We start from the raw sequence: 25,936 nt of genomic DNA on the forward strand, positions 1-25,936 counted from the left end.
GGTCAGCGCACCAGCCGGACGGGGGCGCCCGCGGTTCCGTGCAGGAGCAGGTCCGGCCCGTCGGCCTCGGCGTGGACGGCCTCGGAGACCCAGCGGGCGACCGGCACGTTCTCGCAGGCGATCTCGGTGCTCGGGCCCGCCGTCGCGCGCAGCCCGCCGTCACCGTCGAGGGTCCAGTCGCCACCCTGCCCGTTGCAGCCGTCCGAGCCGGTCCAGGTGCCGTCCGGGGCGAACTCGGCGAACGCCCGGCCCTGCGCGGCGCCGTCGGCGGGCAGCCAGCGCACGCCGGTGAGGTCGGCGGCGACGGCGGCCCGCGGCCCGGGGGCGCCGGCCCCGCCGGCCCCGGCCTGCGCACCGCAGCCGGCCAGGACCAGCGCCGCGAGCAGCGCGGGGGCCAGGAACCTACTGCTCGTCGTCACGGTGGGCGGCACCGATCTCGAAGGCGGGCAGGCAGACGGCCACGTACTCCGCGCCGTCGGGGCCGGGCGAGCTGTAGCGCACCCACTCCCCCGGCGCGGTGTGCACGGCCTGCCCGGCGGCGACGTCGAGCTCCCCGCCGTCGAACTCGACCCGCAGCGCGCCGCGCAGGACCAGGGTGTACTCGTCGAACTCCGGGGTCTGGCCGGGCTCGGCCCAGCCCGACGGGCTGCGCATGTGGGCGACCGAGACCCGGCCGTCGCCGGAGTTCACCCGCCCGACGTACTCGTCGATGGTCTTCGGCGGGGTCCCGGCGGCGGTGACCCGGCTGGCGTTCTCGATCAGCTTCGGCACGGCACCATCCTGCCGCCTCAGCGCTCGGCGGGCGGCCGGGGTGCGGGCAGCGCCGGTGCGGGGCGCCCGTCCACCGGCTCGGCGGGGAACGGTCCGCCGTGCGCGGACAGGTCGATGCACACCGTCCGGGCGTGCGGCAGGACGAGCACCGTCTGGTCGGCACCGGGCCGCATCGGGTGCCGGTAGTGCGCGGCGACCCAGCTGCGGTTGCGCCAGTGCCCCTCGACCCGGACCACGCCGACCACCTCCCGTGGTGTCCCCGCGGGACGACCACGACGGTACCCCGCGCGGCCCGTCGACCGGGAATACCCTGGGGGGGTATATGCGCTGCAGCGGGCGTCCACGACGTCGGGAGGTAGACGATGCACGACGGGCCACGGGCGGCCTCCGCCCCGCAGGAGCACGGGACGCACCCCGGCGGCGCCCCCGGGACCCACAGCGGCCACGCCGGACACGGCGGCCACACGGGACACGGGCATGCGGGCCACGCGGCGGTGTTCCGGGACCGGTTCGTCGTCGCGCTGGTGCTCGCCGTCCCCGTCGTCGGGTTCAGCGCGATGACCGGGATGCTGCTCGGGTACTCGCCCCCGGCGTGGTCGGCGTGGATCCCCCCGGTGCTCGGCACCGTGATCCTCTTCTGGCCGGGGTGGCCGTTCCTGTCCGGCGCCGTCGCCGAGATCCGGGCGCGCCGGCCCGGGATGATGCTGCTCATCGGCATGGCCGTGGGCGTGGCGTGGGTGGCGAGCATGCTGAGCTCGCTCGGCGTCGGCGGGCTGGACTTCTGGTGGGAGCTGGCGCTGCTGGTCGTGATCATGCTGCTCGGGCACTGGCTCGAGATGCGTGCGCTCGGGCAGGCGTCCGGGGCCCTCGACGCGCTGGCCGCGCTGCTGCCCGACACCGCCGAGCGGGTCGGCGCCGACGGCACGGTCGGCACGGTCGCACCGGCCGACCTGACCGTCGGCGACGTCGTGCTGGTCCGGTCGGGCGCCCGGGTGCCCGCCGACGGCACGGTCGTCGACGGTGCCGCCGAGGTGGACGAGTCGATGATCACCGGCGAGTCCCGGCCGGTCCCGCGCGGTACCGGCGACCGGGTGGTGGCGGGCACCGTCGCCACCGACTCGGCGCTGCGGGTCCGGGTCGACGCCGTCGGCGAGGACACGGCGCTGTCGGGCATCCGCCGCCTGGTGAAGAGCGCGCAGGGTTCTCGCTCCCGGGCCCAGGCACTCGCCGACCGCGCGGCGGCGCTGCTGTTCTGGTTCGCCGCGGGTGCCGGGGTGGCGACCTTCGCCGCATGGACGCTGCTCGGCGACACCGCGCAGGCGGTCACCCGCACCGTCACCGTGCTCGTCATCGCCTGCCCGCACGCGCTCGGGCTGGCGATCCCGCTGGTCATCGCGATCTCGACGGCCCGCGCGGCACGCTCCGGGGTGCTGGTCACCGACCGGCTCGCGCTGGAGCGCACCCGCACCGTCGACACCGTGCTGTTCGACAAGACCGGCACGCTCACCACCGGCAGCCCGCGGGTCGTCGGGACCGCGGGCGCTACGGACACCCTGGCCCTGGCCGCCGCCGTCGAGGCCGACAGCGAGCACCCGCTGGCCCGCGCCGTCGTCGCCGCGGCGGACGGGCGGGCCGTCCCGGCCGCACACGGGTTCCGCTCGCACACCGGACGCGGGGTGTCCGCCACCGTCGACGGGCGGCCGGTCTCCGTCGGGGGTCCGGCGCTGCTGCGCGAGCGTGATCTCGACGTGCCCGCCGAGCTGACCGGCGACGTGCGCCGGTGGAGCGACGACGGCGCCACCGTGCTGTACGTGGTGGCCGGTGCGGATCCCGGCGAGGTGGTGGGCGCGCTCGCCCTCGCCGACGCGGTCCGCCCGGAGTCCCGGGCCGCGGTGGACGCCCTGCACGCCCGCGGTGTACGGGTCGTGATGCTCACCGGTGACGCGCGCCCGGTGGCCGAGGCGGTCGCCCGCGACCTGGGCGTCGACGAGGTGGTCGCCGAGGTGCTGCCCGAGGGCAAGGACGAGGCGGTGGCCCGGCTCCAGGGCCGCGGCGCGGTCGTCGCGATGGTCGGCGACGGCGTGAACGACGCCCCGGCGCTGGCCCGGGCCGACGTCGGGATCGCGATCGGGGCCGGCACCGACGTCGCCGTCGCCTCGGCCGGGGTCGTCCTCGCCTCCTCCGACCCGCGCGGGGTGCTGTCGGTGATCGCGCTGTCCCGCGCCGGGTACCGGAAGATGCTGCAGAACCTGTGGTGGGCGGCCGGCTACAACCTGGTCTCGGTGCCGCTCGCGGCCGGGGTGCTCGCCCCGGTCGGGTTCGTGCTCCCGCCCGCGGTCGGCGCGCTGCTGATGAGCCTGTCCACGGTCGTCGTCGCGCTCAACGCGCAGCTGCTGCGCCGGGTGGAGCTGCGCCCGGACCGGCTGGTCAGCTGACCCGGGGTGGCGCCGTCGTCGCCCGGACCACCAGCCGGGTCGGGACCTCGACGTCGCCGGGGACGTCCCCGCCCAGTGCGGCGAGCAGTGCCCGGGCGGCGAGCTCGCCCTGGCGGCGGACCGGCTGGGCGACCGTGGTGAGCTCGGCGACGGCGGCCGAGTCGTGGTCGTCGAACCCGACCACCGACACCTGGCCCGGCACCGTCACGCCGGCGCGGCGCAGGGTGCGCAGCACGCCGACGGCGAGCTCGTCGGACATCGCGAACACCGCGGTCGGCATCACCGGGAGGGAGAGCAGCTCGGCGGCCGCGGCGTCGCCGTCGGTCACCCCGGCCCCCGTGGCGACGACGGGGCCGCGGGGCCGCCCGGCCTCGGCGTGCGCGTCGGCCCAGCCGTCGCGCCGGTCGGTCGTCGTGGCGCGGCCGTTGGCCTCGTCGGGGTCGAACGACACCAGCGCGACGCCGCGGTGGCCGAGCCCGAGCAGGTGCCGGACGGCGGTCCGGGCACCGGCGCGGTCGTCGATGCCGATCCGCGGCCGTCCCGGCATGTCCCCGCCGAGCACGACGACCGGGATCCCCAGCGCGTCCAGCGCCGCGGCCTCGGTGGTGTCGATCGCCGAGGCGACGACGATCAGCCCGTCGGCGCGCCCGCGCACCGGCAGCGTCGCGAAGAAGTGCGCCCGCGCGTCCGGGTCGCCGAGGTTGTGGAGCTGGGTGACGTGCCCGGCCGCGGACAGCACGCCCTCCACCCCGGCGACGGCCTCGGCGAAGAACCAGCGGGTCGGGAAGCGGGCGAGCACGGCGACGGTCAGCGGCCGGACGGGGACGGAGTAGCCGAGGGAGGCCGCCGCCCGGCGTACGCGTTCGCGGGTGTCGTGCGAGACGGGGGTGCCCTCGCGCAGGGCGCGCGACACCGTCGCCGGGGAGACCCCGGCGAGTTCGGCGACCCGCCGGACACCCACCCGGCGTACGACCTCGCGCACCGGCTCGTCCGTCACGGGGGTCATCGTGCCCGCGCCTCGACAGCGGTTGCAACCGGATGAAACACTCTGCAACACCGCCCCGCCCCACGATCCGTACCCGGGAGCATCATGTCCGTGCACGAGCAGGACTGGTGGCGCAACGCCGTCGTCTACCAGGTCTACATCCGCAGCTTCGCCGACGGGAACGGCGACGGGACCGGTGACCTCGCCGGTCTGCGCAGCAGGCTCGACCATCTCGCCCGCCTGGGCGTCGACGCGATCTGGATCAACCCCTGGTACCCGTCGCCGCTGGCCGACGGCGGCTACGACGTGGCCGACTACCGCGCGATCAACCCGATGTTCGGCGACACCGCGCAGGCCGAGGCCCTGATCGCCGAGGCGCACGCGCGCGACATCCGGGTGCTGCTCGACATCGTCCCGAACCACCACTCCGACGAGCACGTGTGGTTCCGGCAGGCGCTGGCCGCGGGCCCCGGCTCGCCCGAGCGCGAGCGCTACCTCTTCCGTGACGGCCGCGGCGAGAGCGGTGAGCTCCCGCCGAACAACTGGGAGTCGATGTTCGGCGGGCCCGCGTGGGAACGGGTCGTCTCCCCCGACGGGACGCCGGAGCAGTGGTACCTGCACCTGTTCGACATCCGGCAGCCGGACGTGAACTGGGAGCACCCGGAGGTCCGCGCCGACTTCGAGGAGACCCTGCGCTTCTGGTTCGACCGGGGCGTGGACGGGTTCCGCGTCGACGTCGCGAACTCGATGGTGAAGGAGCCCGGGCTGCCCGACATCGTGAAGGGCGTCAACGACGCCCAGGACGGCGGCCACCCCTACCTCGACCGCGACGGCGTGCACGACATCTTCCGGTCGTGGCGCCGGATCGGCGACACCTACGACCCGCCGCGGGTGTTCGTCGCCGAGGCCTGGGTGCCGGACCCGCAGCGCCTGGCCCGCTACCTGCGCCCGGACGAGCTGCAGACCGCGTTCAGCTTCAACTTCCTCACCGCGGCCTGGCTGGCCGACGACCTGCGCGCCAACATCGACGACGCGATCGCCGAGAACACCCGGGTCGGCGCGCCGGCGACCTGGGTGCTGTCCAACCACGACGTCTGCCGGCACCCGAGCCGGCTGGCCCGCAAGCCCGAGGCCGGGCGCGGCTGGAACCTCGACGACGTGATCGCCCTGCCCGCCGACCCCGAGCTCGGCCTGCGCCGGGCTCGCGCGGCGACGCTGCTGATGCTCGCGCTGCCCGGCACCGCGTACCTGTACCAGGGCGAGGAGCTCGGGCTGCCCGAGGTCGAGGACATCCCGACCGACCGTCTCGACGACCCGACCTGGGAGCTGTCCGGGCACACGCTGCGCGGCCGCGACGGCTGCCGCGTCCCGCTGCCCTGGGCCGCGGGCGAGCCCGGCTTCGGGTTCGGCCCGTCCGGGACGCCGTGGCTGCCGCAGCCCGACGTGTTCGCCCGGCACGCGGCCGACGTGCAGGAGGCCGACCCGGACTCGGTGCTGCACCTCTACCGGGACGCCCTGGCGATCCGCCGCGCGCACCCCGCGCTCGGCGGCGGCGCGCTGACCTGGCAGGAGTCGCCGGAGGGCACGCTGGCGCTGGCCCGCACCTCGGACTCCGGCGACGGCGGCTTCACCTGCCTGGTGAACGTCTCCTCGGCGCCGGTGTCGCTGCCCGAGGACGCCGAGGTGATGCTGTCCAGCGGCCCGCTCACCGCCCGCGGCGAGGTCCCCGCCGACACCGCGGTGTGGCTGCGTCACTGACCGGCGCCACCGGCCGGTCCGCGACGGCCGGGCCGGGCGGACGCCCGGTCCGGCCGCCGGCGGCTCAGGCCACGATCGGCAGCCCGGCGAACCAGACCTCGCGCAGCGTGCGCTCGGTCCAGCGCCAGACCCGCCGTGCCGCGACCGGGTCGAGCGCGTGCGTGGCGACCCCGCCCGCCACGCCCGGCCCGGCCGGTCCCGCCTCCGCGAGCCCGGCGAAGTAGCGCCCGCTGATCCCCCCGACCAGCGGCGACGCCGCGGCCAGCACGACCGTGGCGGCCCCCTGCTCGGGGTCGGTCCCCACCGGGCCGGGGTCGGCGGCGTTCACCGCGATCCCGTCGCCCGACCAGCGGCGCGCGGCCTCGACCGCGTGCAGCAGCGCCGCGCTGCGGGACCGGGCGTGGGCGAGGTGGGCGTCGTAGCGCTCGTCGGAGAAGTGCGGGTCCTCCGGGTCGAACGCCGCGTCCCGGTGGGCGGCGGAGGTCACGGTGACCACCCGCGCGCCGTCGACCGCGGTGAGCGCCCAGTGCAGCCCCGAGGTGAGCGACGCCGGCCCGAGGTGGTTGACGGCCAGGTGCAGCTCCCAGTCGTCGACGGTGCGGGTCAGCGGGGCACCGGTGACGGCCGCGGCGTGCACGAGCATGTGCAGCGGGCCGTCCCACAGGCGCACGAAGCGGGCGATGGAGCGCTGGTCGGACAGGTCGAGCTCGCCGACGGCGACGCGCTCGTTGCCGGTGTCGGCGACGATGCCGTCGCGGGCGGCGGCACCGGCCTCGGCGTCGCGCACGGCGAGGGTGACCTCGGCCCCGGCGGCGGCCAGTGCGCGGGCGGCCGCGAGGCCGACCCCGGTGGTCGCACCGGTGACGACGGCGCGCCGGCCGGTGAGGTCGACGCCGGCGAGCACGTCGGAGGCGGTGGTCCCGGCCGGTGCGGCCGGCAGGACGGCACGGGAGGTGCCGGTGGTGGACAGCGGACGGGATCGGTCGGTCGTGGAGCGGAACAGCATGGCGTGATCCCTTCTGAGCACCGGGTACGCGGTCGGTGACGTCGTCGTTGCGTCGCCGTGTCCCCGGGGACAAGTAAACGGAGGATCCTCCGTATGACTCGGGACTCTATCCGGAGCATCCTCCGGATCGCAAGACGTATCGTGGGATCGTCAGTCCCACCCGAGGAGGCACCGTCATGGGCACCAGCACACGTTCCGGCCTGCGTGCGGACGCCGCACGCAACCGTGAGCTGCTGCTGGCCGCGGCCGTGCGCGCGTTCACCGCGGAGAGCCGTGGCGGCCCCGCCACGACCCTCGACGGCATCGCGAAGGACGCCGGCGTCGGCATCGGCACGCTCTACCGGCACTTCCCGAACCGGGACTCCCTGGTCGAGGCCGTGTACCGCAACGAGCTCGACCGCCTCTGCGCCGCGGCCGAGGAGCTGCGCACCGAGCTGCCCGCGGACCGGGCGCTGCGGGCCTGGATGGACCGCTTCGTCGACTACGTGATCACCAAGAAGCACCTCGCGGACTCGCTGCACGCACTCGTCGCCTGCGGGCACAACCCGTTCGCGCAGAGCCGCGAGCGGATGGTCGAGGCGGTCCGCCTGCTCCAGAAGGCGGGCATCGCCGACGGCACCCTGCGTGACGACGTCGACGCCGCGGACGTGCTCGTCGGCACCAGCGGGATCTGCATGGCCGTCGCCGACCCGCAGGGCCGCGAGCAGGCCGGACGCCTGCTGGACCTGCTCGTCGACGGCCTGCGCCCGCGCTGAGCCCCGGCCCGGCCACCCCGGGTGATCGTCCGGACACGTAGGATCTCCCGCGGACGAGGGCCCCGGCCCGGACGAGCACGGAGGCATGATGGGTGAGCTGTTGCGCCGCGGAACAGGCGTCGCACCCGCTCCCCCGGCCGACCTCGTCGCCGCCCCCGGCTACGGCGCGCGCCGGATGTACCAGGCCTACCTCGCCGCCTGGAGCCGCCACGTCGACCCGGTGCTGACCGGTCCGCAGTTCGCGGTGCTCTCGGCGATCCGTGCCTACCCGGAGTCCGACCAGAGCTCGCTGGCCGGCGCCGTCGCCCTGGACACCTCGACGATGGCCGACGTCTGCCGCCGGATGGAGCGCCGCGGGCTGATCGAGCGCACCGAGTCCCCCCGCGACGCCCGGCGCAAGATCCTCTCCCTCACCGACGACGGCGCGGCCGCCCTCGCCGAGGTCACCCGCCGGACCCGGCGCCTGGACGCGGAGCTGCTGGCCGCGGTGCCCGAGGACCGGCGCTCGGAGATCGCCGGTCTGCTCAACACCCTCGGCGCCCACTGGGAGGCGGTCGCGGAGCGGACGTCGTTGCCCGACAACGACTGAGTCCCGGCCGCCCGGGTTACGTCCCGGTTTCCCTTCCGGGTCGTTCGCACGAAAACCTTGCGTATCCGGATAGTACGTGCTCGGATTACTTCTCGTGCGGGCCACGTCACAGGCCCGGCGGACGCGAGGAGGTAGTCGTGGCACCCAGCCAGTCCCTGGAGATCACGGTCACGGGCGGCGGTCTCGGCGGGCTGACCGCCGCACTGGCCCTGCGCCGTCAGGGCTTCCGGGCCACCGTGCTGGAGGCCGCGCCGCAGCTCGGCGAGGTCGGTGCCGGCATCCAGACCGCCCCCAACGCCAGCCGGATCCTGTTCGGCCTGGGGCTGCGCCGGTCGCTGGAGCGGATCCACACCGCCCCGCAGGACCAGGTGCGCCGCCGCTGGGCCGACGGCTCGATCATCGCCCAGCTCCCGCTCGGGCAGCAGGTCGTCGACACCTACGGCGCCCCGTACTGGCACTACCACCGCGCCGACCTGCACCGGATCCTGCTCGAGGCCTGCCTCGACGCGGACGGCCCCGGCCCCGCGGTCACCGTGCACACCGACGCGAAGGTCGTCGAGCTCGACCGCACCGACCCGGAGCGCCCGGTCGCGGTCACCGCGCGCGGGCTGCGCGTCGCGGGCGACGTGCTGGTCGGCGCGGACGGCATCCGGTCCGGTGTCCGCGACCTCGCCGGGTTCGACGACACCCTCGTCTTCTCCGGCGAGATGGCCTACCGCGCCCTGATCCCCGGCGAGCTGATCGCCGCGGACCCGGCGACCCGGTTCCTGCTCGACCGCTACCACTCCACGATCTGGTACGGCCCCGGCAAGCACCTGGTGCACTACATGATCCGCCGCGGCGAGTACCTCAACGTCGTCGCGATCGTCCCCTGCACCGAGCAGGTCGAGCGCGACTGGAGCGCCCCGGCGACCGCCGAGGACCTCGTCGCCGACTTCGCCGACTGGGACGACCGCGTTCCGGCGATGCTGTCCAAGGCCAAGGACGACGTCTCGGTGTGGGCGCTCTACCGCCGCCGCCGCGACCCGGTCTGGATCGACGGCCGGGTCGCCCTGCTCGGCGACGCCTGCCACGCGATGCTCCCCTACCAGGCCCAGGGCGCCTCCCAGGCGATGGAGGACGCCGCCGTGCTGGCCGAGGAGCTCGGCGCGGTCGGCCGCGGCGGGATCGACACCGCGCTCGCCCGCTACGTGCAGCGCCGCGCCAAGCACGCGGGCGTCGTGCAGGACGCCTCGCTGCAGAACATGGACTTCTACCACCTGCCCGACGGCCCCGAGCAGCGCGAACGCGACGAGAAGCTGCGCCGCTTCCAGGGCGAGTCCGACGTGTCGTACGACTGGCTGTGGCGGGGCTCCCCGCTGAACGACCCGGACGACGAGTCCGTCACCTACCCCTTCGCCCGATAGAGGAGCACCGACATGCGTACCGGAGACCAGGTCGTCCAGGACCTGCCCTGGCGCTGGGGCGTCCAGGGGAAGATCTTCCTCATCGGCGGCCTCGGCTACATGTTCGACGCCTGGGACGTCGCCCTCAACGGCTTCCTCACCCCGCTGCTCGGCGTCGAGTTCGACCTCTCGACCGGCCAGCGCGGCCTCGTCGCGACGGCCAACCTCATCGGCATGGCCGTCGGCGCCGTCGCGTTCGGCACGATCGCCGACCGGATGGGCCGCAAGCGGGTCTTCAGCATCACCCTGCTGATCTTCGCCCTGTTCTCGGTGCTCGGCGCCTTCTCCCCCAGCTGGGAGATCTTCCTGGCGCTGCGCTTCCTGGCCGGCATCGGGCTCGGCGGCTGCATCCCGGTCGACTACGCGATCGTCAGCGAGTTCTCACCCCGGAAGTACCGGGGCAAGGTGCTCGCCGCGATGGACGGCTGGTGGCCGATCGGCACCACCCTCGCCGGGCTCTCGGCGACGCTGCTCGTGCCGGTCGAGGGCAACTGGCGCTGGATGCTCGCGCTGATGGTGCTGCCCGCGCTGCTGCTGTTCTGGATTCGCCGCGGTGTCCCGGAGTCCCCGATCTACCTGGCCCGCACCGGCCGCGAGGCCGAGGCCCGCACCGTTATCGACGACATGGTCCGCCGCACCGGAGCCCCGGTGGAGCAGTACGCGATCACCGCCGCCGCACCGGAGCCGACCACCTCGCGCCGCCGCGGTCTCGGCGCGCTGGGCGAGCAGCTGAAGATGGTGTGGGCGTTCAGCCCGCGCATCACCGGCGTCGCCTGGTCGCTGTTCATCACCGTCATGGTCGTCTACTACGCCGCGCTGTCCTGGATGCCGTCGATCCTGCGCGCCCAGGGCATGGGCGAGGTCGCCGCATTCGCCTCCACCACCGTCATGAACGCGGTCGGCATCCTCGGTGTCATCACCTCGGTGCTGCTGGTCGAGGTCGTCGGCCGCAAGTGGGTCATCGGCGTCGCCGGTCCGTGCGCCGCGCTGTCGCTGGTCGTGTTCTCGCTGGTCATGGGCTCGCCGACGGCGGCGGTCGCGATGATCGCGGTGTTCGGCTTCTTCGCCCTGGTCGTCATCCCGGTCATGTACGCCTACGTCTCCGAGCTCTACCCGACCGAGCTGCGGGCCTCGGGCTTCGGCTGGGCGTCGTCGTCGAGCCGGGCGGTCACCGGGTTCGTCCCGCTGATCTTCGGCAGCCTGCTGTGGCCGGTGCTCGGCCTGCCGCTGACCTTCACGCTGATGGCGCTGCTGGTCTTCGCCGCCGTGACCTTCATGGCGCTCGGCGCCCCCGAGACGCGGGGTCGCGAGCTGGACCGCATCACCGGCGACGAACAGACGCTCGACGCGCCGGCCGTGGAGCGGGTGGAGAAGGCGTGAAGCCCGCCGCGTTCACCTACCACCGGGCGTCGTCGGTGCGCGGGGCGGTCGACCTGCTGACCGAGCTGGCCGACGACGAGCCCAAGCTGCTCGCCGGCGGGCAGAGCCTGGTCGCGATGATGAACTACCGGATGGCCCGACCCGGGCACCTGATCGACCTCACGCACGTGCCGGGCCTGGCCGGCATCCACCACGCCGACGGGGCGCTCCGGATCGGCGCGCTCACCACCCACCGGGCCGTCGAGCGGGCCGACCTCGGGCCGGACTTCGCGGTCCTGCCGGCCGCGATGCGCTGGGTCGGGCACCTGCCGATCCGCACCCGCGGCACCGTCGGCGGGTCGATCGCGCACGGCGACGCCACCGCCGAGTGGTGCCTGCTGGCCGTGCTGCTCGACGCCGTGGTCGTCGCCGAGGGGCCGGGCGGACGCCGTGAGGTCCGGGCCCGGGAGTTCTTCCTCGGCCCGTTCACCACCGCCCTGGACCCCGACGAGGTGATCGTGGAGATCGTCTTCCCCCGTCCCGCGCCGCGCGCGGCGCTCACCGAGTACGCCGACCGCCGTGGCGACTTCGCCGTCGTCGCGGCGGGGGCGGACCTGGACACCGGTGAGGTCGTGCTCGGCGGGGTCGGCGCCGTCCCGGTGCTGGTGCCCGACGCCGGCACGCCGGACGAGGTCGCCGACGGTCTGGAGCTGCGCGACGAGGCCGGGATCCCCGCGGGATACCGCCGCGGGCTGGTCCGCACCCTCGTCGCCCGGGCCCGGGAGGAGGCCGCCCGTGGCTGAGCCCGGATTCCGCCGCGACGGCAGCTGGGTCGGCGCGTCCGTCCCGCGCCGGGAGGACCCGCGGCTGCTCACCGGCCGCGGCCGCTTCGTCGACGACATCACCCTGCCCCGGATGCTGCACGCGGCGTTCGTGCGCAGCACCGAGGCGCACGCCCGGGTGGTCGACGTCGACCTGTCCGAGGTCCGGCAGGTGCCCGGCGTCGTCGCCGCGTTCGACGCCGCCGACCTCGCCCTCGGCGACATCACCGCGCTCCTCGACCGGCCCGTCGAGGAATTCGTCCCCACCTCGATGCCCGTGCTGGCCGGCGACAAGGTCCGCTACGTCGGCGAGCCGCTCGCGATCGTGATCGCCACCGACCCCTACGCCGCCGAGGACGGGGTGGAGGCCGCCGTCGTCGAGCTCGACCCGCTCGACCCGGTGGTGACCGAGGCCGCCGCGCTGGCCGCGGCCGGTCCCCCGGTGCACGACGAGGCCCCCGGCAACGTGCTCGTCGACGTGTCGCTGTTCGCCACCGAGGGCATCGACGGCGTCTTCGACGAGGCGCACACGGTGGTCACCGTGGAGGCCCGCACCGGGCGGCAGAACGCGCTGCCGCTGGAGACCCGCGGCGTCGTCGCCGACTGGGACGACCGCGACGAGCAGCTGGTAGTGCGCACCTGCACCCAGGTCCCGCACCAGGTCCGCACGGTCCTGGCCCGCTGCGCCGGGCTCGACGAGAAGCAGGTCCGGGTCGTCGTGCCGGACATGGGCGGCGGGTTCGGGCAGAAGTGCGTCGTCGGCCGGGAGGAGATCGCCGCCGCGGCCGCCGCGCGGCGCCTCCGCCGTCCGGTGAAGTGGATCGAGGACCGGCGCGAGGCGCTGACCGCGAGCTTCCTGGCCCGCGAGCAGCACTACACCGCCCGCGCCGCGTTCACCGCCGACGGGGAGATCCTCGCCCTGGAGTCCGATGTCGTCTGCGACATGGGCGCCTACTCCTGCTACCCGTTCACGGCCGGGATCGAGCCGCTGATGGCCTCGGCGGAGATGCCCGGCGTCTACCGGGTCCCCGCCTACCGGGTGCGCGGGCGCGCGGTCACCACGAACAAGGCGCCGACCGCGCCGTACCGCGGGGTGTCCCGGCCGCAGTACGTGATGGTGATGGAGCGGCTGATGGAGCGCGCCGCCCGCGAGCTCGGGCTCGACGCGCTGGAGGTCCGCCGGCGCAACCTGATCACCGAGTTCCCCTACCGCGGGGTCAACGCCATCACCTACGACCCGGGCTCCTACCGGGAGTCGCTGGACCTGTGTGAGCAGGTGCTGCGCGACGAGGGCTGGCCCGGGCGCACCCTGCCCGACGGCCGGGTGCTGGGCATCGGCTACTCCTGCTTCTCCGAGCGCACCGGCTACGGCTCCGGCGCGTTCGCGGCACGGAAGATGCAGGTCGTCCCCGGGTTCGACCTGTCCCAGATCACGATGGACCTCGACGGCACGGTCACCGTCACCACCGGCACGCTGTCGCACGGCCAGAGCCACGAGACGACCTTCGCCCAGATCGTCGCCGACCGGCTCGGCCTGCCCTACGACAAGGTCAAGATCGTCCAGGGCGACACCGACCGGATCACCTACGGCTGGGGCTCGTTCGCGTCCCGCTCGGTGACGATCGGCGGGTCCGCGGCGGCCGCGGCGGCGGTGAAGCTGGGCGACCAGCTGCGTGCGCTGGCCGCCCACCTGGCCGACGCCGACGTGGACTCGGCCGAGCTCGACGGCCGCGGCGGGGTGCGCGCCGGGGACCGCACGTTCTCCTACGCCGAGCTGGCCGACGTCGCCTACCTGCGCGCGCACCTGCTGCCCAAGGAGGTCGGGCCGGGCCTGACCGCGACGGCGAGCTTCGACGTCGGCGGCGACGGCACGTTCTCCAACGCCACCCACGGCTGCGTCGTCGCGCTCGACCCGGGCACCGGTGGCGTGGAGATCCTGCGCTACGTCTGCGTCGAGGACTGCGGCGTCGCCATCCACCCGCGCGTCGTCGAGGGGCAGGCCCGCGGCGGCATCGCCCAGGGCATCGCCGGGGCGCTGTTCGAGCAGGTCGTCTACGACGAGCTCGGCCAGCCCCTCGCGCCGAGCTTCATGGAGTACAAGGTCCCGACCGCCGCGGAGATCCCGGACGTGCGCATCGAGCACCTCGAGACGCCGTGCGCGTTCACCGCCGACGGCGCGAAGGGTGCGGGTGAAGGCGGCACCATCGGCGCGCCCGCGGCCGTGCTCAACGCCGTCAATGACGCGCTGCGCCCCACCGGCGTCGAGCTGGACTCCACCCCACTGTCGCGCGCGGACCTGTTCGCCGCGCTGAACCGGGAGGCACCGTGACCGACATCCAGCTGGTCGAGCTGACCGTCAACGGGGAGCGTCACGAGCTGGCGATCCCGCCGCGCCGCACGCTGGCCGACGTGCTCCGCCACGACCTGGGGCTGACCGGCACCCACGTCGGCTGTGAGCACGGCATCTGCGGGGCGTGCACCGTGCTCGTCGACGACGCGCCCGCCCGCGCCTGCCTGCTGTTCGCCGTGCAGGTGGAGAACGCCGCGATCCGCACGGTCGAGTCGCTGTCCGGTCCCGACGGCGAGCTGTCGGACCTGCAGCAGTGCTTCGGTGAGCACCACGGGCTGCAGTGCGGGTTCTGCACGCCCGGGTTCCTGATGCTGGCCGAGGGCTACCTCGCCGAGGAGCCCGACGCGAGCCGCGAGGAGATCCGCGAGGTCGTGGCGTCGAACCTGTGCCGGTGCACCGGCTACCAGACCATCGTCGACGCCGTGGAGGACTGCGCGGGCCGCCGCCGCGCCGCGCTGCAGTCCGCACTGGACTCCGCTCCCCTGTCCGCAGCGCAGCCCGCAGCGCAGTCCGCCCCGCAGTCCGCCCCGCAGTCCGCCCCGCAGTCCGCCCCGCAGTCCGCCCCGCAGTCCGCCCCGCAGTCCGCCCCGCAGTCCGCACTGGACGGAGCATCCGCATGAGCCCGCACCCCACCGGTCTGCACGGGGCCGGTACCGACGCGACCTACGCGACCGCCGGGTTCGGCGCCGCCGCCCGGCGCGGGACCCGGCCCGCGGTCGTCGTCGTGGACCTGACGGTCGGGTTCACCGACCCCGCGCTGCCCACCGGCAGCGAGCTGTCCGAGGTCGTCGCGGCGACCTCGACGCTGGTCGAGGCGGCCCGCATGCTCGGCGCGCCGGTGGTGTGGACGACGATCGCCTACACCCCCGCCGAGCTCGACACCCTGCCCTGGCTGGTGAAGGCGCCCGGCATGCGCTCGCTCGTCGAGGGCTCGGCCGCCGTCGGCTTCGACCCCCGGCTCGACGTCCGCGGCACCGACCACACCCTCACCAAGAAGGGCGCGTCGGCGTTCTTCGACACCGGGCTCGCGACCCTGCTGCGGTCGTCCGGTGTGGACACCGTGCTCGTGTGCGGGGCCACCACCTCGGGCTGCGTCCGCGCGACCGCCGTCGACGCCGTCCAGTCCGGCTTCGGCGTGCTGGTGCCGCGCGACTGCGTCGGCGACCGCGCGGCCGGGCCGCACGAGGCGAACCTGTTCGACATCCACGCGAAGTACGGCGACGTGCTCGGTCTCGACGACGCGCTCGCCTACCTGAAGGGACTCCTGTGACCGTCACGTCCACCCTGGTCCGGCAGGTCCGCCAGGACGCGCTCGCCGACCTCGCCGACGTCCCCGCCGTGTCCCGCTGGGTCCGGCACGGCGACCTGGCGCTGCACGCCCTCGACTACGGCGGCGACGGCGCCCCCGTCCTGGTCCTGCCCGGCATCACCAGCCCCGCGGTGACGATGGACTTCGTCGCCCGCGAGCTCGTCGACCTGTGCCGCCCGGTGGTGCTCGACGTCCGCGGCCGCGGGCTGTCCGACACCGGGGACTCGTGGACCCTCGACGACTACGCCGGCGACGCACTGGCCGTCCTCGACGCGCTGGACCTCGGCCCCGACACCATCCTGTTCGGGCACTCGATGGGTGCCCGGATCGCCGCCGTCGCCGCGACGCGACGGCCGGTCGGCGGCGCCGTGCTCGTCGACCCGCCGCTGTCCGGCCCCGGCCGCGCGCCGTACCCGACGACGCTGGAGGCGTTCCTGGGTCAGCTGCACGAGGCGCAGCGCGGCACCGACGCCGACGGGGTGGCCCGGTCCTGGCCGCGCTGGCCACGCCGCGAGCAGGAGCTGCGTGCGCGCTGGCTGTCCTCCTGCGACGAGTCCGCGATCGCCGCGACGCACGCCGGGTTCGAGTCCGAGGACTTCTTCGACGCGTGGCCGCACGTCCCGGCGCCGGTGACCCTGCTGTACGGCGCGGACTCCCCCGTCGTGCCCGCGTCCGGAGTCGCCGAGATCGCCGCCGCCCGGCCCGACGCGCGGCTCGTCGCCGTCCCGGACGCCGGGCACATGGTGTTCTGGGACAACCCGGCCGAGGCGCTGGAGCTGCTGCGCGGGGCGCTGGGCGGCCCGGCCCGGGGCTGACCCGATCCGGGGCCGACCGCTCCCCCGGGCACCGGTCCGGGGGACACCGTTCCCGGGCCGCCGGTGCCGGGCCACTGGTACCGGGCCGCCGGTGCCGGGCCGCCGGTATCGGGCCACTGGTACCGGGCCACTGGTACCGGGCCACTGGTACCGGGCCACTGGTACCGGGCCGCCGGTACCGAGCCGCTGGTGCTGGTCCGGCTGCCACGGGGTCGGCCGGAGCCGTTCGACGACCCGGGCCGCCGGGCCGGAGCGGCGGGGCGGATCGGACGGGCCTACCGTCGCGGTGTGCAACCGTGCCCGCGCCCGACCACCTCCCTGCTGCGGGCGGCCACCCTGCTGGTGGCCGCCCTGCTCCTCGCCGGCTGCTCCGCCGACCGCCCCGCCGCCTCGTCGACGAAGGACACCCAGCCCTGGCCGGGACAGACCGCCTCGGAGCGCGTCGGCGCCCAGGGGCTGGAGGCGCTGCGGACCAAGTTCCGCTTCTACGCCCAGGACCCCTGCTGGTCGAGCGACCCGGCGAAGGTCTTCCCGCGCTGCGGCCGGTTCACCACCGAGATCCGCAACGCCCTGCCCCAGGTCCGCCAGGACGCACCCGCCGCGGCCGCGCAGGCCGACCTCGTCGGGAAGGCGCTGGACGACTTCGCCGCGAAGGGCTGCCAGGCCGACCCGGGCACCCTCGCCGAGGGCGACGCCGCCGTCTGCGGCCCGGCCTTCCGCGCGGTCCAGGAGACCGCCCAGGGCATGGCGACGGCCGCCGGCGCCGGGACCTGAGGGCCCCTGTCCGTCCATGATCACCGGTTGTGGAGCCAGGAGTGCGCTCGACGACCTCTGCGCTCCACAACCGGTGATCACGAACCGGTGGAGCCGCGCCGGCAGTGGACGGCGAGTGGGCCGCCGCACGCACGGACCCGGTACCTCGTAGGCCCGGCACCCCATCGGCCCGGCACCTCGTCGACCCGGCACCTCGACCGGCGGCCCCGTCCATGATCGCCAGGAGTGGAGTCGGGAGTGCAGTCCGCCGTCCTGTGCATCCACACACGGCGATCATCGAGCGACGACCCCACAGCCGCCCGCCCGGCCCGACGGGCCCGCGCCGGCCCCCCGCCCGCCCGGGAAGCATCAGACGATGATCGCCGAGTTTGGAGTCCGGAGCGCAGTCCACCGGCCTCCGCGCTCCACTCTTGCCGATCATGGAGCGACGACCCCGCGCCGACCGGCGGCCCGCACCGTGCCGACGGGCGCGCCCTGCCGACGGAGCTCCTTACCGACGGAGCTCCTTGCCGACGAGGCGCGCCCTGCCCGACGGAGCGCAGCCAGCCCGACGGAGCGCAGCTCGCCCGTCGGAGCGCACCGTCACCCCGCGGCGGCCCCGGCGAGGAACGCGTCGAGCTCCGCGCGGGTCGGCGCGGTGGCCGGCCCGTACCGGGTGACCGCGAGCGCCGCGGCCGCACCGGCCCGCGCGACCGCCTCGGACCACCCGGTGCCGCGCAGCAGCTCCGCGGCCAGGACCCCGCAGTGGGCGTCCCCGGCCCCGTTGGTGTCGACAGCGTCCACCACCGGCGCCGGGACGGTCTCCACCACCCCGTCGCGGACGACCACGCAGCCCGCGGCACCGTCGCGGACGACCACGGCCGCGTCGTCGCGCAGCCGCCGGGCCAGCGCCCCGGCGGCACGCGCCGCGGTCGGCTCGCCGGTGAGCAGCCGCGCCTCCCGCGCGTTGGTGCTCAGCACCCCGGTGGCGGCGAGCATCCGCTCCCACAGCGTGTCCGGCACGTCCGTGACCAGGGGCCCGGGATCGAGCAGGACCGTCGCCGAGGACTCCTCGGCCGCGGCGACCAGCGACGCGGCCTTGTCCGGGACGAGCAGGCTGTAGCCGGAGACGTAGAGCACGTCGTCGGCGGTGGTCTCCGGGAGCCCGGCGGGTGCCGCGGTCTCGACCCCGCTGCCGGTGACGAAGGTCCGCTCCCCGGACGGGTCGACCAGGGTCACGCAGATGCCGGTGTCGCCGCAGGGATCGGGCGGCGCGGTCGCCGTGACACCCTCCGCGGCCAGCGCGGCCCGCACGAGGTCACCGTGCGGACCGGTGCCGTGCCCGCCGGCGTAGAGGACCTCGGCCCCGGCCCGGGCGGCCGCGGCGACGACGTTGAACCCGCCGCCGGGCAGCATCGTGGTGCCGGTGGCGAGCACGTCGCCGCCGGGCGGGGGCAGCGCGGGCACCCGCATGACCAGGTCGACCAGGACCTGTCCGGAGTGGACGAGCCGGCCGGTCACCGCTGCTCCCGGGCCCCGCCCAGCGCGGCGTACACCCCGGCGGCGACGACGAAGGTGATCACCCAGGCCAGCCCGTTCTCGCCGAACCAGGTGCCGGCCAGCGGCCCGGTGAACCACGGCTCGGCCGACGGCCCGACGGTGGCGAACAGGTAGCCGACGACGATCGCCAGCGCCCAGGCCGCCGTCGCCCGCGGCTCGATCCCGCCGCGGTACCAGTAGCCGCTGCTGCGCGAGGTGTCCATCAGGGCCACCGGGTCGTAGTGGCGGCGACGCAGCATGTCGACGGCGAACACCCCGACCCAGGCGGTGATCGGGACCGCGAGGGCGCTGATGAAGGCGATGAACGGCGGGTAGAACCCGTCGGCGATCAGCATGAAGTAGATCGCGCCGGCGAAGGTCACCAGCACGTCGACGACGACGGCGTACACCCGCGGCAGCCGCACGCCCAGGGTCAGGGTGGTCAGCCCGGCCGAGTAGACCGACAGGTGGTTGGACAGCAGCAGCCCGCCGAACGCGGCGACCAGGTACGGGATCGCCATCCACGCGGGGAGCAGGTCGCGGATCGCGGCGACCGGGTCGTCGGCGGTGGCCAGGGTCGGGTCCCCGGCGGCGAGCAGGCTGCCCAGCGAGATGAGCAGGACCAGCGGGATGCCCGCACCGGCCGCGGCCGAGGCGACCAGGGAACCGGCCCGCACCGACGGGGACTGGTAGCGGGACATGTCGGCCGAGGCGTTGGCCCAGCCGATCCCGGTGCCGGCCGCGATCACCCCGACCGCGGCGACGACCGCACCCGACGGCGCGGGGGCGGCCGCGGCGACCGCGGCCCAGTCGACGGTCGCGACCAGGAACCCGCCGACGACGATGTTCAGCGCACCGAACACCCAGGTCGCCCAGCGCTGCACCGCCACGAGCACCGCGTGCCCCAGCCCGGCGACGAGCACCGTGCACAGCACGAACACCGCGATGCAGACGATCGTGATCACCGGGTGGTCCTTCGCCGACGGGCTGGTGCCCGCGACGATCGTGACCAGCGACAGCAGCGCGAACGCGGCCGTGGTGGTGTTCACCGTCTCCCAGCCCAGCCGCGACAGCAGCGACACCAGGGTCGGGCCGATGTTGCCGCGGGCGCCGAACACCGCGCGCGACAGGGTCAGGCCGGGCGCCCCGCCGCGCCGACCGGCGATCGACACCGCGCCGACGATCGCGAACGACCCGACGCTGCCGAGCACCGCGGCGAGCACGGCCTGGGTGATGTTGAGCCCGGACGCGACCAGCGTCGCGCCGAGCGGGAGGCCGAGGATGGAGATGTTGGCGGCGAACCAGACCCAGAAGAGCTGGCCCGGGCGGCCGTGCCGCTCGGCGACCGGGACGGGCTCGATGCCCCGGGTCTCGAGCGTCCCGTTCCCGGCGGTGCCGGTGTCGGTCGTGCTGGTGGCCATGGCGGCCTCCTGTCAGGAGGGAAGGCGGAGGCGGAGCAGCCCCTCGACCACGTCGTCGAGGGGGTCGAGCAGGGGCGCGTTGACCCGGCGGACGGTGCCGACGAGGTCGGCGGGCAGTGCGGCGGCGCCGTGCACCGCCCCGAGGACCGCCCCGCAGATCGCGGCGACGGTGTCGGTGTCGCCGCCGAGGGACGCGGCGGTGACCAGCGCGGCCCGCGGGTCGTCGCCGAGGGCGGCGGCGAGCCCGAGGGCGGCGACGACGGACTCGGTCGCGGTGACCGAGGTGCCGACGACGTCGGTGAGGGTGTCGGCGAGCGCGGCCCGGTCGAGCCCGGGCAGGATCCGGAACGCGACGTCGAGGCGGGCGGCGACGTCGGCGCCCGCCGCCCAGCCGCCGCGTCGCGCACCGGCCCGGGCGGCGTCGAGCGCGGCGTCCAGCGCGGCAGGGAGCCCCGCGCCGGACACCCCGGCCGACACCGCGGCGGCCACCGCGGCGGCGGCCGCGATCCCGGGTGCGGTGTGGTGGGTGACGACCGCCGACTCGACGACGGCGTCGAGGAGCCGCGGGCCGGTGTGCGCGACGCCGACCGGCGCGACGCGCATCGCGGCGCCGTTGGTGACGCCGTCGCGGCCGGCGAGCTCGGGGGGCTCGCCGTCCGCGAGCCGGGTCAGGGCCCGGCGGGTGGAGGGGCCGAGCAGGTCCAGCGACCCGCGCCGGATCATGTCCTGCTCCCACGCCTCCAGGGCACCGGCGAACACCCGGGCCGGGACGTGACCGTCGTGGTCGAGCAGGATCCGGGCGAGCAGCAGCGCCTGCTCGGTGTCGTCGGTGACGGTGCCCGCCGGGAGCTTCGGGGCGATCGGCTGGTCGTCGGCGCCGTCGAGGAGCCGGTCGACGACGCCGTAGCGCTCCGCGATCGCGGCCCGGGACAGCGACTGGGTGGGCATCCCGAGCGCGTCGCCGACGGCGAGACCGAGCAGCGCGCCCAGCGCGCGGTCGTGCGGGTCGCTCACCGGTCCTCCCCGAACGCGAGGTGGAACCGGAAGCGCTGCGGGTCCAGCAGGCTGACGACGTGCTCGACGAGCCCGCCGCGGGCGTCGCGGGTGACCCGGACGGCGTGCAGGAACAGCTCGCCGGGCTCGCGTTCGAGGGTGACGGCGTCGGCCGTGTCGAGCGGGGCGACCGCGATCCACTGCTCCCCCGCGACGCCGAGCAGGCCCGCCGCGGCGAGGGTGGCGGTGATCGAGCCGTCGACGAGACCGGTCTCCGGGAGCCGCGCGAGGTCACCGGTGGCGGGTAGCGAGGCGGTCTCCAGCGAGACCGGGACGGCCCCGGCGCGCCGCAGCCGGCGCACGGTGACCAGCGGGCCCTCGTACCCGGTGGGACCGGGGTCGCCGCCCGCGGTGATGCCGAGCAGCTCGGTGCCGACGGCCGCGCCGGACGCGGCGAACGCCTGGGCCCAGCCGAGCCGCTGGTCCAGGGGCGACCCGTCGAAGGTGACGAACGAGCCGACGCCGGTCTCGGTGGTGATGAGGTCGCGCCGGGCGAGCTCGGCCAGGGCACTGCGGACCGTGCCGCGGGAGACGGCGTAGGTGCGGGCGAGCTGGTTCTCCCCCGGGAGCTGCTCGCCGTTCGGCAACCGGCCGGAGCGGATCCGCCCGGCGAGGTCCTCGACGAGGCGCGCCCTCTTCGAACGCCCACCCTGTTCAGACATGTACAAACATGTACAGCACCGAATCAGGCGCGTCCACCCCCTGCGCCGGACGGCCGGCATCCCGTGATCCTTCTCCGTGGAGCCGCGAGCGCCCGCCGGGGACGCCCGCACTCCTCAGGGAAGGATCATGGCCCGCGGACACGACGAGGACCCGCGTGCCGGCGCAGCACGCGGGTCCCGGTCGTACGGCCTCAGCCGGCGAGCAGCGCCCCCGCCCCGGGCACCCGTGGCTCCAGCCCGAGCCCGGTGAGGATGCGGTGCGTGGTCGCGGTGGCGGCGGAGAGCACCGGGATGCCGGCCGCGTCCTGCACCGCCTCGATCGACGGCAGCGACGGCATCTGCACGCACGCGCTGAGCACCAGCGCGTCGGCGCCGGTCAGGTCCAGCCTGCGCCAGTGCTCGCGCAGGTCGGCCGGGTCGAGCCGGGCGACGGCGAGGTTGTCGGGCACCTGCAGCGACAGCGAGTCGACGACCTCGACCCCCGCGTCGGTGAGGTAGTCCACGACCGCCTTCGTCAGCGGCTCCATGTACGGGGTGATGATCGCGACCCGCTTCGCGCCGAGCGCGGCGATCCCCGACAGCAGCGCCCCGGCGCTGGAGACGACGGGGGCGTCGGAGCCCTCGGCCCGCAGCGCGGCGGTGATGTCGTCCTCGGCGGTGCAGTGGTAGCCGGGGCCCTGCGCCATGATCGCGACCAGGCAGGCCGTCGCGACGACGTCCGGCCGGGCGTCGGCCAGCTCGGCCGCGGCCCGCTGGGCCTGGGCGTTCATCGCGCGCAGCTGCTCGGGGGTCACGTGCTGCATCCGGGCCCGCGCCGCGTGGAAGACGAACCGGTCGTCGGGCAGCACGTCCTCACGGGCGCGCAGCATCCGCGGGAGCTCGGTCTCCATCGTCAGGTTCGAGCTCGGCACGATCATGCCGATGTGGTGGTCGCGGGGGCTCACCGCCGGTTCACCGGCTTCATCTCGGGCACGGTCAGCTCGCCGGCGTCGACGATCAGCTCGTCGTCGAGGAACAGGGAGTTGCCGCGCATCGGGATGTCGAAGTGGCAGGCGGTGTCGTTCGGGCCGCCGAGCTCGTTGTTCGGGCCGATGGAGAACATGACGTTGCCGTAGAAGCTGCGCAGCTCCATGCCCATGCCGCCGCCGAACTGGGTCAGGCCGTGCCAGTGGGCGCGCTCGTCGAGGCCCCAGCCGACATGGCTCATGCCGTAGCCGCGCGGGTCGTCGAAGGACTCGATGTAGGAGCGGAGCAGGTCCGCGTCGAGACCGGAGGAGCCGGCGCCGCCGCGGATGTCGCGGATGAAGCCCTGCTCGATGGTGATCTCGACCGGGGTCTGCACGTAGGTGTTGAACGGCAGCAGCACGTCCCCGGGGGCGAGGACGATCTTCCCGTCGACGCCGTCGTCGGAGCCGCCGGTGAACACGAACGCCGCGGGCCAGTGGTCCCAGCGACCGGGGGTGTCGGTGTAGCCGTACTCGCTCAGCGTCGGGTACATGCCGAGCTGGTAGGTCACGTCGGTGCCGTGCGGGCTGGTGATCCGCATGGTCGAGGCCTTGGCCAGCAGCTCCGCGCCGGTCTCGACGCGTTCGCGCAGCTCGGTGGTCGGCATCAGCCGGGCCAGCAGCTCGGGCGGCTCGACCGCGGTGAGGATGCGGGTGCCCGCGTCCTGGATGGCGAACTGCTCCTTGCTGAACAGCAGGAACGTGCAGTCCACGACCATGTCCGCGGCCTTGAGGGCGTCCACGGCCAGGGGGATGTTCCCCAGGCCGGAGTCGCCGACCGCCCAGGCGCCGCCCGCGCTCGCCGGCGACGGCAGCCGCATGTGGTAGCCGGTCGCGCCCAGCTTCTGGATCGCCCAGAGGAACGCGTCGGCGTACTCGGTCCGTTCCGCGCCCCGGGTGAGCACGACGACCGTCTCCCCCTCGTGCACGCCCGACAGCGTCAGCTGCTGCAGGCAGATGTCGTTGAACAGGTTCTGGTCCATCGCGCACCTCCGTGTCTCGTCCCATTAATCCGAGCACGTACTATCCGGATACGCAAGACCTTCCGACGAGCGGAAACGGCACCGTCACACGGGGCGGATCAGCCGGGGGCGCCGTCGCAGACGGACTTCAGCGACCGCCCGAGGGCGTTGCGGTGGACCTCGTCGAGCCCCTGCGCCTGCTCGACCGCGGCCTGGGCCAGGGTCGACGGGCACTCCTCGTTCGCCCGGGCCGGTCCGGCCAGCTTCAGGGCGGCCACGAGCTCGTCGCCGATCCGGTCGAGCTGCGGCCGCACCCGGGCCAGCTCGGGACGCTGCGCCGGACGCGTGTCGAGCCGGTCGGTCCACTGCCGGATCAGGTCGTTCTGCACCTGGGTGCTCGCCGCGATCTGGTCGGCGACGATCCGGGCCGTCCAGTCGGGGTCGACGCCGTCGCGGGTCGCGTCCGCCCGCGCCTCGGCGACGACGGCCGCCTCCCGCGCCGGGTCGGTGACGGCCGCCCCGGTGCCGAACTTCGCCGCCGCGACCTGGTCGGAGACCTGGGCGCGCTGCGCGGACAGCTGCACGACCCGGATGAGCCCGTCGGCCGGGGACGCGCCGGGCGGCCCCTCGGTCAGCGGGAGGGGCTGGTCGCCGCACCCGGCCAGCAGGCCCAGGACCAGGAGCGACCCGGCCAGTGCGGTACCGCGTGTGCCGATCACGGTGACGAGCCTACGACCGCAGCGGTCGCGCCCCACCGCCGCCTGCGGCGATGCTGGCGGGCGTGGACACCGCGGTCATCCTGGAAGTGGCGCTGAACGGCACGACGACGCGGGAGCGCAACCCGCACGTGCCCCGCACCCCGGCGGAGGTGGCCGAGCAGGCCGTCGACGTCCTCGACGCGGGCGCGGCGATCGTGCACCACCACAACGACGAGCCGATGTTCACCGTCGACGGGGTGCACGCCGTCGAGCCGTACCTGGCGGCCTGGGACCCGGTCCTGGCCGCGCACCCCGACGCGCTGCTCTACCCGACGATGGCGGCCGGGGCCCGCGACATCCCGGTGACCCGGCGGTGGGCGCACGTCGAGGAGCTGGGCCGGCGCGGGCACATGACACTGGTCGACCCCGGCTCGGTCAACGTCGGCCTGCTCGACGACGGCACGTGCCCGGACGCGGCGGCGCCGGAGCCGTACCAGAACTCCTTCGCCGACACCGAGTACATGTTCGCCCGCACCGCCGAGCTGGGCGCCGCCCCGAGCATCTCGATCTTCGAGCCGGGGTTCCTGCGCACCACGCTGACCCTGCACCGGCACGGGCGGGTCCCGCCGGGCGCGATCGTGAAGCTGTACTTCGCCGACCGGCTGCAGTTCGGGCTGCCGCCGACGCCCGCCGCGCTGGAGGCCTACCTGGAGCTGCTGGAGCCCTCGGGCCTGCCGTGGTCGGTGGCCGTGCTGGGCGGTGACGTCGTCGCCTCCGGGCTGGCCGAGCTGGCAGTGCGCCGCGGCGGGCACCTGCGGGTCGGCCTGGAGGACTTCGACGACGGCCGGGGCACGGCGCCGTCGAACCGGGAGCTGCTCGACGGCGCACTGCGCGTGCTGGACCGAGTGGGCACGACACCGGCCTCCCCCGCGGCCGCCCGCGACATTCTCGGAATCCGGCCGCGCGGGTGATCCTTTCGCCGTGACACACCACGGGGGTGCGTTTCCGGTCCACCCGGACACGCACCCCCGCGGAGAATTCGACGACGCCGGCCGTCACCCGGTCCGCGGATTCCCGCGGCCGGGTCCGGCCGGCCCGGTCAGAACCAGGCCTTCCGCCCGCCCACCGGCCGTCCGATCGCTCCCAGGATCAACAGGACCACACCGACGATGACCAGCAGGCCACCGAGGTAGTAGAGAATGGAGATGCTGGTGAAATACCCCACCAGCAGCAGGATCAGACCGAGAATGATCATTTCGTGTCCCCTCCCAGGAATGTGAGGGGAAAGTACTCACGTCCGGGGGATTCCGCAGCGCGGGAATCGATTCCGATGCCCGAGTCGTGACCTGCCGTGCGCCGGACGGTGCGCGGGGACCGTCACACACCGCAACGGTTCGACCTGGCTCCACAGGGGGAACACGGCCCTCGCACCCGAGCGCGAGGAGG

25 protein-coding genes and 1 pseudogene are annotated in these 25,936 nt (G+C 75.0%); 13 read left to right on the forward strand and 13 right to left on the reverse strand.

The features are described from left to right. Positions 1-2: 2 nt before the first annotated feature. From KPL60_RS20735 to KPL60_RS20745, 3 genes are read right to left on the reverse strand one after another with little or no spacing between them, the layout of a single operon-like run. Positions 3-419, reverse strand: coding sequence for an META domain-containing protein (locus KPL60_RS20735; protein ID WP_226366875.1), 417 nt, complete (start codon positions 417-419; stop codon positions 3-5). Continuing rightward, entirely contained in the window at positions 403-771 is a 369-nt protein-coding gene (locus KPL60_RS20740) for a cupin domain-containing protein (RefSeq protein WP_226366876.1), read from the reverse strand. Before KPL60_RS20740 ends, KPL60_RS20735 begins: the two co-directional genes overlap by 17 nt. Before the next feature lie 17 nt (positions 772-788). Continuing rightward, a complete protein-coding gene (locus tag KPL60_RS20745) occupies positions 789-1,007 on the reverse strand; it encodes a hypothetical protein (protein WP_145983253.1) in 219 nt (72 codons plus the stop codon). Positions 1,008-1,133: 126 nt separating this feature from the next. Between KPL60_RS20745 and KPL60_RS20750 the strand changes: the two genes are divergently transcribed. After that, positions 1,134-3,206 (forward strand): copper-translocating P-type ATPase, encoded by a 2,073-nt coding sequence (locus tag KPL60_RS20750; protein ID WP_226366877.1) that lies wholly within the window; start codon positions 1,134-1,136, stop codon positions 3,204-3,206. Here the strand turns inward: KPL60_RS20750 and KPL60_RS20755 are convergent. Then, complete coding sequence (locus KPL60_RS20755; RefSeq protein ID WP_226355461.1) at positions 3,199-4,203, reverse strand: LacI family DNA-binding transcriptional regulator; 1,005 nt, start codon at positions 4,201-4,203, stop codon at positions 3,199-3,201. The genes KPL60_RS20750 and KPL60_RS20755 overlap by 8 nt on opposite strands. A 93-nt stretch (positions 4,204-4,296) precedes the next feature. Between KPL60_RS20755 and KPL60_RS20760 the strand changes: the two genes are divergently transcribed. Next, positions 4,297-5,949, forward strand: a complete 1,653-nt coding sequence (locus KPL60_RS20760; RefSeq protein WP_226355460.1) for a glycoside hydrolase family 13 protein — start codon at positions 4,297-4,299, stop codon at positions 5,947-5,949. A gap of 64 nt (positions 5,950-6,013) precedes the next feature. Here the strand turns inward: KPL60_RS20760 and KPL60_RS20765 are convergent, their stop codons facing one another. Then, positions 6,014-6,955: an SDR family NAD(P)-dependent oxidoreductase gene (locus tag KPL60_RS20765; RefSeq protein WP_226366878.1), complete on the reverse strand. Its 942-nt coding sequence runs from the start codon at positions 6,953-6,955 to the stop codon at positions 6,014-6,016. Positions 6,956-7,131: 176 nt separating this feature from the next. On the opposite strand from KPL60_RS20765, the gene KPL60_RS20770 reads away from it, so the two are divergent. The 10 genes and pseudogenes from KPL60_RS20770 to KPL60_RS20815 all read left to right on the forward strand — a co-directional run bounded on the left by KPL60_RS20770 (position 7,132) and on the right by KPL60_RS20815 (position 17,172). Beyond that, positions 7,132-7,710, forward strand: a complete 579-nt coding sequence (locus tag KPL60_RS20770) for a TetR/AcrR family transcriptional regulator (RefSeq protein ID WP_226355458.1) — start codon at positions 7,132-7,134, stop codon at positions 7,708-7,710. An 88-nt stretch (positions 7,711-7,798) separates the two neighbouring features. Beyond that, complete coding sequence (locus KPL60_RS20775; RefSeq protein WP_226366879.1) at positions 7,799-8,299, forward strand: MarR family winged helix-turn-helix transcriptional regulator; 501 nt, start codon at positions 7,799-7,801, stop codon at positions 8,297-8,299. Positions 8,300-8,436: 137 nt separating this feature from the next. Continuing rightward, positions 8,437-9,705, forward strand: a complete 1,269-nt coding sequence (locus KPL60_RS20780; protein ID WP_226366880.1) for an FAD-dependent monooxygenase — start codon at positions 8,437-8,439, stop codon at positions 9,703-9,705. A 12-nt stretch (positions 9,706-9,717) separates the two neighbouring features. Beyond that, on the forward strand, positions 9,718-11,124 hold the full coding sequence (locus KPL60_RS20785) for an MFS transporter (protein WP_226366881.1): 1,407 nt from the start codon (positions 9,718-9,720) through the stop codon (positions 11,122-11,124). Further along, positions 11,121-11,906: a xanthine dehydrogenase family protein subunit M gene (locus KPL60_RS20790; protein ID WP_226366882.1), complete on the forward strand. Its 786-nt coding sequence runs from the start codon at positions 11,121-11,123 to the stop codon at positions 11,904-11,906. The genes KPL60_RS20785 and KPL60_RS20790 overlap by 4 nt, the downstream gene beginning before the upstream one ends. Further along, positions 11,899-14,253, forward strand: a complete 2,355-nt coding sequence (locus KPL60_RS20795; RefSeq protein ID WP_226366883.1) for a xanthine dehydrogenase family protein molybdopterin-binding subunit — start codon at positions 11,899-11,901, stop codon at positions 14,251-14,253. The genes KPL60_RS20790 and KPL60_RS20795 overlap by 8 nt, the downstream gene beginning before the upstream one ends. Beyond that, positions 14,250-14,723: pseudogene (locus tag KPL60_RS20800) on the forward strand ((2Fe-2S)-binding protein); the annotation flags it as partial. The gene KPL60_RS20795 and the pseudogene KPL60_RS20800, both read left to right, overlap by 4 nt. Positions 14,724-14,890: 167 nt before the next feature. Further along, positions 14,891-15,544, forward strand: a complete 654-nt coding sequence (locus KPL60_RS20805) for an isochorismatase family protein (protein ID WP_226366884.1) — start codon at positions 14,891-14,893, stop codon at positions 15,542-15,544. Beyond that, the gene (locus KPL60_RS20810) at positions 15,541-16,398 is read left to right on the forward strand and encodes an alpha/beta fold hydrolase (protein ID WP_226355450.1); all 858 of its coding nucleotides are present in this window, start codon (positions 15,541-15,543) and stop codon (positions 16,396-16,398) included. Before KPL60_RS20805 ends, KPL60_RS20810 begins: the two co-directional genes overlap by 4 nt. A 288-nt stretch (positions 16,399-16,686) precedes the next feature. After that, positions 16,687-17,172 (forward strand): hypothetical protein, encoded by a 486-nt coding sequence (locus KPL60_RS20815; protein ID WP_226366885.1) that lies wholly within the window; start codon positions 16,687-16,689, stop codon positions 17,170-17,172. A 582-nt stretch (positions 17,173-17,754) separates the two neighbouring features. Here the strand turns inward: KPL60_RS20815 and KPL60_RS20820 are convergent. The 7 genes from KPL60_RS20820 to aroQ all read right to left on the reverse strand — a co-directional run bounded on the left by KPL60_RS20820 (position 17,755) and on the right by aroQ (position 24,511). After that, positions 17,755-18,672 (reverse strand): PfkB family carbohydrate kinase, encoded by a 918-nt coding sequence (locus KPL60_RS20820; protein WP_226366886.1) that lies wholly within the window; start codon positions 18,670-18,672, stop codon positions 17,755-17,757. Continuing rightward, on the reverse strand, positions 18,669-20,111 hold the full coding sequence (locus KPL60_RS20825; RefSeq protein WP_226366887.1) for a cytosine permease: 1,443 nt from the start codon (positions 20,109-20,111) through the stop codon (positions 18,669-18,671). Before KPL60_RS20825 ends, KPL60_RS20820 begins: the two co-directional genes overlap by 4 nt. A gap of 12 nt (positions 20,112-20,123) precedes the next feature. Further along, positions 20,124-21,125 (reverse strand): ADP-ribosylglycohydrolase family protein, encoded by a 1,002-nt coding sequence (locus tag KPL60_RS20830; RefSeq protein WP_226366888.1) that lies wholly within the window; start codon positions 21,123-21,125, stop codon positions 20,124-20,126. Further along, complete coding sequence (locus KPL60_RS20835; protein WP_226366889.1) at positions 21,122-21,826, reverse strand: GntR family transcriptional regulator; 705 nt, start codon at positions 21,824-21,826, stop codon at positions 21,122-21,124. Before KPL60_RS20835 ends, KPL60_RS20830 begins: the two co-directional genes overlap by 4 nt. A gap of 191 nt (positions 21,827-22,017) precedes the next feature. Beyond that, positions 22,018-22,743, reverse strand: coding sequence for an Asp/Glu racemase (locus tag KPL60_RS20840; RefSeq protein ID WP_305080711.1), 726 nt, complete (start codon positions 22,741-22,743; stop codon positions 22,018-22,020). A 23-nt stretch (positions 22,744-22,766) separates the two neighbouring features. Then, positions 22,767-23,813 (reverse strand): leucyl aminopeptidase, encoded by a 1,047-nt coding sequence (locus KPL60_RS20845; RefSeq protein WP_226355444.1) that lies wholly within the window; start codon positions 23,811-23,813, stop codon positions 22,767-22,769. Positions 23,814-23,911: 98 nt separating this feature from the next. After that, entirely contained in the window at positions 23,912-24,511 is a 600-nt protein-coding gene (gene aroQ, locus KPL60_RS20850) for a gamma subclass chorismate mutase AroQ (protein WP_226366890.1), read from the reverse strand. Between the two features lie 62 nt (positions 24,512-24,573). Here aroQ and KPL60_RS20855 point away from each other — a divergent pair, with 62 nt between their 5' ends. Continuing rightward, complete coding sequence (locus KPL60_RS20855) at positions 24,574-25,461, forward strand: 3-keto-5-aminohexanoate cleavage protein (RefSeq protein ID WP_226366891.1); 888 nt, start codon at positions 24,574-24,576, stop codon at positions 25,459-25,461. 128 nt (positions 25,462-25,589) lie between these two features. Here the strand turns inward: KPL60_RS20855 and KPL60_RS20860 are convergent, their stop codons facing one another. Further along, positions 25,590-25,745 (reverse strand): hypothetical protein, encoded by a 156-nt coding sequence (locus tag KPL60_RS20860; RefSeq protein ID WP_178374212.1) that lies wholly within the window; start codon positions 25,743-25,745, stop codon positions 25,590-25,592. Positions 25,746-25,936 lie beyond the last annotated feature (191 nt).

Source organism: Pseudonocardia sp. ICBG162, from assembly GCF_020496225.1.
Lineage (GTDB): Bacteria > Actinomycetota > Actinomycetes > Mycobacteriales > Pseudonocardiaceae > Pseudonocardia > Pseudonocardia alni.